The following is a 6,694-nucleotide window of genomic DNA, read 5'->3' on the forward strand; positions in this document are numbered from 1 at the left end:
GTGAGGAGCCGCGAAGCGGCGTCTCGAACCATGAAGGCCTCCGCCGCTGCATCTCGGTCTCTATCCTCCGCGACGCGCGTAAGTGCGCGCTCCTGAGGATGAGGAGATGGACTTTCGGGTCAGAAACCTCGCGATCGCGCCGCCCAGTTTCGCGCTGTCCAGCGGCTCGGCCAACGAGGCTTTCGCGGTGGCGACGACGTCGTCCGGCGCATGGCCTTCGCGGAGCGCGCAGCAGACTTGCGCGAAGCCCGCGTCGAATTCCGGATGCGGCTGCACCGAGAGCGTCGTGCCGTTGGCGTAGAGCAGGCCGGCGCGCGGTGCGAATTCCGAGTACAGGATCGTCCGCGCGTCCCGCGGTGGCTCGATGACCTGGTCCTGGTGCGAGCAGGCGATGGCGAGCTGCTCGCCGCCGATGACGCCGTTATCAGGCGCCACCTGATAGACGTGCCGGCCGATGCCCCAGCCCTTGTCCGATTTGCGGACCACGCCGCCGAGTGCCTGCGCGATCAGTTGGTGCCCGAAGCAGACCCCGACCATCGGCGTCTCGTTGGCATGGGCGCTGCGCACGAATTCTTCGAGCGGCGCGATCCAGTCGAGCCCGTCGTAGACGCCGGCCGCCGCGCCGGTGATCAGGATCGCCTCCAACTGGTGCGGGTCAGGAAGCGCCTCGCCATCGGGAATGCTGACGACGTCGAACGCAGCAGAAGGATCCTCAGTGCGGATCATGTGTTCGAACATGTCCGGAAAGGAGCCGTGGCGTTCGCGATATTTGCGAGGGACGGCTCCCGTCTCGATGATGGTGATGCGTGCCATGTGTTCCTCGGTTAAGAGATTGTGCGTGCCTGCGCAAGCTCAGTCGCGCCTTGCCTCCTGTTGTGTTCCGCTCTCCAGAAGCCTGCTCTCCTTGCGGACTTCATTGAGGAAGGCCTTCGCCAGGCGCGACAGCGGCTCTGCTTCCGACCACAGCATGTAGGCGACCGCGCGCGTCGACGGCGCGAATGTCCGCACGACCAGGCCGTTGCCGCCGTTCTGCCGCGGCGAAAATGGATCGACCACCGCCGCGCCGACGCCGGCGGCCGCGAGCACGCAGGCCGTGTTGCAGTAGCGCACCTCGACGGTCGGCTGGAATGGCGCGCCTGCACGGGCAAAACTGTCGCGCACGGCTTCGCCCAGCCGGGTGCCGCGTTCGAGCCCGATGAAGGGCAGGCCGACGAGATCGGAGGCGGAGACGACCGGCTGCGCGGCGAGCGGATGCGTTGGCGGTAGGACGCAAACCATCTCCCCGGTATGCACCACCTCATGAGCGATGCCGGGATGGTGGGTGAGACCAAGCGCGAAACCGAGCTCGGCGACATGGCTCAGCACGCCCTCGATGATACCCTCGTAGCGACGAACGTCGAAAAAGACCCGCGTCTCCGGACGGCGGCGCAGGAAGCCGGACAGGGCAGAGGGAATGATGCTGTAGGCGAGCGGCGGCGTCGCCACGAGCGACAGATGCCCCGAGCGGTTCTCCCGCAGATCGCGCACACGGCTTTCGAGCTTGGCATGGAGCGCGAAGATCGCCTCGCTCTCCTTGTAGAGCGCCATCGCTTCTGCGGTCGGGAACAGGCGGTTGTTGACGCGCTCGAACAGCGCAAAGCCCGCCTGCGCCTCCATCGTCTTCAGTGCGTTGCTGACCGCGGGTTGCGAGAGCGCCAGCTCGTCCGCCGCCGCGACCGTGGTGCGGTGGCGAATGACGGCACGCAGGATCTCGAGCTGGCGCAGGTTCATATAAGTCCTGATTATACTCTCGGCCAAAATATCATAGCACAATGAATTGCTTTTCAACTCCCGTTTCCGCGTAATGGCCGCGGATTTGCACGCTGGATCAAAGAGTTCTTTCGCCCAATGAGGCAGCAGCGCGCACAGATTGGAGGCAGTCTTGGTTCGTGTCCTTCGCGCCGCCGCCGCCCAGATGGGGCCGACGCAAAAAGCCGATACGCGCGCGCATACGCTTGACCGGATGCTGAAGCTGCTGGAGGAGGCGGCCGCGCGTGGCGCCAGCCTCGTGGTATTTCCTGAGCTTGCCTTCACCACCTTCTTTCCGCGCTGGCTGCTCGAAGGCACGGCGCTTGACCACTATTTCGAGCGCGGCATGCCGAACCCGGCCGTCGCAAGGCTGTTCGAACGCGCGCATGCGCTCCGCGTCGGCTTCTATGTCGGTTATGCCGAGCTGACAGCAGACGGCCGCCGCTACAATTGCTCCATCCTGGTCGATCGCGACGGCGAGATTCTCGGCCGCTATCGCAAGGTGCATCTGCCGGGCTCGGTCGAGCCGCGGCCGGGCGCGCGCTATCAGCAGCTCGAGAAGCGCTATTTCGAATATGGCGATCTCGGCTTTCCAGCCTTCCGCGCCGGCTCGGCCTGGGCCCACGCGATCATGGGCATGATGATCTGCAACGACCGGCGCTGGCCGGAATCCTGGCGCGTGCTCGGTCTGCAAGGCGTCGAGCTCGTCTGCATCGGCTACAATTCGGCGGCCTATGATCCCAATGGCGGCACGACGGAAGACGCGAGCCTTCGCACCTTCCACTCGACGCTGGTGACGCAGGCCAACGCCTACATGAACGCGACCTGGGCGATCTCGGTAGCAAAGGCGGGCGAGGAGGACGGCTCCGGATTGATCGGCGGCTCCTGCATCGTCGATCCCAACGGCCGCATCGTCGCTCAGGCCGAGACGCTGACCGATGAGGTGATCGTCGCCGACATCGATCTCGACCTCTGCCGTCAGGGCAAGGACAAGATGTTCAACTTCGCCGCCCACCGGCGGCCGGAGCAATACAGGGTGATCACCGAACGCGCTGGCGTCATCGAGCCGGCCGTTCTCGACGCGGACTAACAATCAGACAGCCGATTGCGGCGTTGGAAGGAGCTGACATGACACGCCTCTCGCACTTCCTGAAGACCGCAGCGTTGGCCGCCGTGACGTCCGCGCAGGCGGCCGAGCTTCCGGCGGAGATCAAGCAGGCAGGCACGTTGAAGCTCACGGTCAACTCGACCTACGCGCCGATGGAATATCGCGATCCCGCGACGGGTGAACTCGTCGGGCTCGACATCGATCTTGCGAACGAGCTCGCCAAGCGGCTCGGCGGCCTCAAGATCGTCTGGAGCGAAACGCCGTTTGCCGAGCTGATCCCCTCGCTCCAGACCAAGCGCGCCGATTTTATCATCAGCGGTATCTCGGATCGCGCCTCGCGGCGCGAGACCGCGGATTTCGTCGACTATCTCACCACGGGCCCGCAGTTCTTCGTCATGGCCGAGAGTGAGGCGAAAGCCGCGACCGATCTCTGCGGCAAGAAGGTCGGCACCACGCGCAGCACCAGCTTCCCGGTCGAGATCGAGAAGTGGAGCAAGCAGAATTGCGAGGCGGCCGGCAAGCCGGCCATCCAGTACGTTCCCGGCGAGAACTCGATCGACGTCCGCAACCAGCTCAAGCAGGGCCGCATCGACGCCGCCGTGCAGGGCAGCGAGACCTTGCCCTATGCGCAATCGCAGGAGGCCGGCAAGTACCGCGTTGTCGGCGAGCCCTTCGCCAAGGGTTTTCAGGGCGTCATGTTCCGCAAGGATGATGCGGCCCTGCGCGAGGTGGTGACGGACAAGCTCGCCGCCATGATCGCCGATGGATCCTACAAGGCTATTCTCGACAAATGGGGATTGGGCGCGAACGCCGTCGAGAAGCCCTTGATGAACGCGGCGCCGCAATGAAGGCCGCGCCCGCACTCGCGGAGGGATTTCCCGACCTGTCCGGGCTGCACGTCGCGCGCGAGCCGCACTGGTTTCGCTGGCTCAGCGCGGCGCTGATCGTTCTGGTGCTGGCTGCCATTGGCCGCGCCTTCGCGGGCGGCCAGATCGAATGGTCCTATGTCAGCCGCTTCCTGACGGCGAAAGTGATCATCGAGGGCATCGTCAATACCATGGTGATGGCTGTGCTCGCGATGGCGCTCGGTATTGTCCTCGGCGTGGTCGTGGCGATCATGCGGCTGTCGCCGAATCCGGTGCTGAAGTCCGTGGCTGCCGGCTACACCTGGCTGTTCCGTGGCACGCCGCTGATCCTGCAACTGCTGTTGTGGTTCAATCTTGCACTGGTGTTTCCGACCATCGGCATTCCCGGCCTGTGGAGCGCCCGCGCGGTCGATGTCATGACGCCGTTCCTTGCGGCACTGCTCGGGCTCGGCATCAACCAGGGCGCCTACACCTCCGAGGTGATGCGCGCCGGCATGTTGTCGGTCGACATCGGGCAATATGAGGCGGCGCAGGCGATCGGCATGGGGCGCTTGCGCGCGCTGCGCCGGATCATCTTGCCGCAGGCGATGCGGGTCGTGATTCCGCCGATCGGCAACGAGTTCATCGGCCTCGTCAAGGCGACCTCGCTCGCCAGCGTCATCCAGTATCCGGAGGTGCTGCACAACGCGGAAAACATCTACTACGCCAACTCGCGCGTGATCGAGCTGCTGATCGTCGCCGGGCTCTGGTACCTCCTAGTTGTGTCGATCCTGACGCCGCTCCAGATGCTGCTCGAGCGACGCTTTGCCCGCGGCACATTGCGGTTTGCCCGATGACAAAGCCCCTCGTCGCGATCCGCTCCGTTAGCAAGCATTTTGGAGAGTTCCAGGCTCTCAGAAGCGTCTCGCTCGACGTGTGGCCCGGCGAGGTGATGTGCCTGATCGGCGCGTCCGGCTCGGGCAAGACCACGCTGCTCCGCTGCGTCAACCAGCTCACGACGATCGACAGTGGCGGCATCTGGCTCGATGGCGAGCTGCTCGGCGTGCGCGAGGAGGGCGGGCGGCTCTATCGCCTGACCGAGCGGCAGATCGCGCGGCAGCGGCTGAAGACCGGCATGGTCTTTCAGCGCTTCAACCTGTTCCCGCACAAGACCGCGCTGGAGAACATCACCGAAGGCCCGGTGCAGGTGCAGGGCAGGAAATCCGACGAGGTGCGCGGTGAAGCCATCGAGCTCCTCAGGCGTGTCGGCCTTGCGACCAAAGCTGATTCTTATCCCGCGCAGCTCTCGGGCGGCCAGCAGCAGCGTGTCGCGATCGCGCGGGCGCTCGCGATGAAACCAATGCTGATGCTGTTCGACGAGCCGACCAGCGCGCTCGATCCCGAGCTCGTCGGCGAGGTGCTCGCTGTGATGAAGAAGCTCGCGCAAAGCGGCATGACCATGATGGTGGTGACGCATGAGCTCGGCTTCGCCCGCGAGGTCGCCGACCGCGTCGTCTATATGGACCAGGGTGCGATCGTCGAATCCGGGACGGCATCCGACGTGCTCGGCGCGCCGCGCGAGGCGCGTACCAAGGCTTTTCTTTCCGCGGTGATCTGAATGGGGGCGTTTCGATGATGAGAGTGTTGGTTGCGGCGGCATTGGTTTGTGCGACAACGGCATCAGTGATGGCGATCGAGCTGCCGGCCGAGATCGCCAAACGAGGCAGCATCAAGGTCGCGCTGGTGCCGAACTATCCGCCAATGGAGTTCCGAGATCCCGCCACCAACGCGCTGTCCGGCTTCGACATCGATCTCGGCGAGGCGCTCGGTCGCAAGCTCGGCGTCAAGGTCGAATGGCAGGAGACCAGTTTCGCCGAGTTCATGCCGTCGATCTCGACAGGCCGGGTGGACGCGATCCTGTCGGGTTTCACCGATTATGCGACTCGGCACGAGATCGCGTCCTTCGTCGATTACTTGCGCAGCGGTCCGAAATTCTTCGTGCAGCAATCCCGCGCAGCCGAGTTCAAGGACATGGCCGCGCTGTGCGGCAAGAAGGTTGGCGCCAGCCGCCGCACCATGTTCCCGGCCGAGATCGCGGCGTGGAGCGAGAAGAATTGCGGCGGCAACCAGATCCAGTTCGTCGGCACCGACGGCTCGGCCGATGCGCGCACGCAGCTCAGGCAGGGCCGCATCGACGCCGCCGTGCAGGGCAACGAGACGCTGCCCTATATCATGGACCTGGAGCCCGGCATCTATGCGCCGGTCGGCGACGCCTTCGCGACGCAGTTCACGGGCATCGCGCTGCCGGTCAAGGAAAAGGCGCTTCAGCAGGCGATGGTCGAGGCCATCGATGCGCTGATCGCTGATGGCACCTATCGTGCGCTGCTGGCGAAATGGAAATTGAACGACAACGGAATAGAGAAGGCGACCATCAATGCTGGACAGTAAGGCACTTCAGAGCATCCCGCTCATCCCGGCAAACACCGCGGACCCTGCGCCCCACTATCCCTGGCCAAAACCCTATACGTCGGCGATGTTCCTGTCGTTCGACGTAGACGCCGAGAGCGCATGGACCAGCAAGGATGCGCTTCACGCACAGCGCCTGATCACTATGAGCTATGGCGGCTTTGAGGCGCGCGTCGGCACGCCGAAGCTGCTGGAGCTGCTCGATCAGCTCGATCTCAAGGCGACCTTCTTCGTCACGGGATGGTCGGTCGATGCGCATCCGGCGATGGCCGAATCCATTCTCAAGGCCGGCCACGAGATCGGCCATCACGGCTATCATCACCTTTTGCCCGATCCCGGCGATCCCTGGATCGAGGAGGAGCTCGAGCGCGGTTTTGACGCACTGAAGCGCCGGCTCGGCGTCAGGCCGATCGGCTACCGCGCGCCCTATGGCGAGTTCACCGAGGAGCTGCGCGCAGCGCTCGTGCGCCACGGCATCGTCTATACG

At 64.7% G+C, this 6,694-nt stretch carries 8 protein-coding genes; 6 read left to right on the forward strand and 2 right to left on the reverse strand.

The features are described from left to right. Positions 1–60: 60 nt before the first annotated feature. Positions 61–813, reverse strand: coding sequence for a type 1 glutamine amidotransferase (locus SO139_RS15465; protein ID WP_449376939.1), 753 nt, complete (start codon positions 811–813; stop codon positions 61–63). 39 nt (positions 814–852) lie between these two features. Then, positions 853–1,770, reverse strand: a complete 918-nt coding sequence (locus tag SO139_RS15470; RefSeq protein WP_474799063.1) for a LysR family transcriptional regulator — start codon at positions 1,768–1,770, stop codon at positions 853–855. A 151-nt stretch (positions 1,771–1,921) separates the two neighbouring features. On the opposite strand from SO139_RS15470, the gene SO139_RS15475 reads away from it, so the two are divergent. The 6 genes from SO139_RS15475 to SO139_RS15500 form a co-directional block, all read left to right on the forward strand. Further along, positions 1,922–2,878 (forward strand): N-carbamoyl-D-amino-acid hydrolase, encoded by a 957-nt coding sequence (locus SO139_RS15475; protein ID WP_498540200.1) that lies wholly within the window; start codon positions 1,922–1,924, stop codon positions 2,876–2,878. 38 nt (positions 2,879–2,916) lie between these two features. After that, positions 2,917–3,744, forward strand: a complete 828-nt coding sequence (locus SO139_RS15480; protein ID WP_498540201.1) for an ABC transporter substrate-binding protein — start codon at positions 2,917–2,919, stop codon at positions 3,742–3,744. Further along, positions 3,741–4,598, forward strand: a complete 858-nt coding sequence (locus SO139_RS15485) for an amino acid ABC transporter permease (RefSeq protein WP_449376935.1) — start codon at positions 3,741–3,743, stop codon at positions 4,596–4,598. The genes SO139_RS15480 and SO139_RS15485 overlap by 4 nt, the downstream gene beginning before the upstream one ends. After that, complete coding sequence (locus SO139_RS15490) at positions 4,595–5,359, forward strand: amino acid ABC transporter ATP-binding protein (protein WP_449376934.1); 765 nt, start codon at positions 4,595–4,597, stop codon at positions 5,357–5,359. The genes SO139_RS15485 and SO139_RS15490 overlap by 4 nt, the downstream gene beginning before the upstream one ends. A gap of 14 nt (positions 5,360–5,373) precedes the next feature. Further along, a complete protein-coding gene (locus SO139_RS15495) occupies positions 5,374–6,189 on the forward strand; it encodes an ABC transporter substrate-binding protein (RefSeq protein WP_498540202.1) in 816 nt (271 codons plus the stop codon). Further along, the coding region (locus SO139_RS15500) for a polysaccharide deacetylase family protein (protein ID WP_498540203.1) at positions 6,176–6,694 on the forward strand (519 nt) is incomplete at its 3' end. The genes SO139_RS15495 and SO139_RS15500, both read left to right, overlap by 14 nt.

This window comes from Bradyrhizobium sp. UFLA05-89, assembly GCF_059803475.1.